This is a genomic window from Streptomyces sp. DH12 (assembly GCF_020873895.1).
Taxonomy (GTDB): Bacteria; Actinomycetota; Actinomycetes; order Streptomycetales; family Streptomycetaceae; genus Streptomyces.
Genome location: NZ_JAHWGT010001656.1, coordinates 1 through 390, shown reverse-complemented (window position 1 = coordinate 390; position 390 = coordinate 1). Strand labels below are relative to the sequence as shown.

The 390-nt window shown below is 67.2% G+C and carries 1 pseudogene; it reads left to right on the top strand.

From position 1 onward, the window contains the following. Window positions 1-24: 24 nt before the first annotated feature. Window positions 25-390: pseudogene (locus LPA54_RS41585) on the top strand (hypothetical protein); the annotation flags it as partial.

The following is a 390-nucleotide window of genomic DNA, read 5'->3' as shown; positions in this document are numbered from 1 at the left end:
CACAACGATGCGCTGATCACCGGCATGGCACGGGCTCTGAGGATGCGCAAGTCCTTGATCCAGGTGCCCGTCTTCTGGGAGACCCGCCACTACGACACGTCCCTCGACTACCTGGGCGACATCGGCGTCCGCGTCTACCACTCGGGCGTGCAGACCGTCCCGCCGCTCGCGGACAAGTTCATCAAGCGGGACGCCAGCACCGGACCGGGCCAGATCTTCGCGGCCACCGCCATCAACGCCCGCAATCAGGCCATCAGGGACGGTGTCCTCAGCGGAGCCACACGCGACCCCGGCAGCGACGCCGACGTGTGGGCGATCTGGCAGCAGCTGAACGAGGACCCCGAGTTCAACATCCGGCAGGTCGGCTACGTGCACCGCTACCACGCGGTC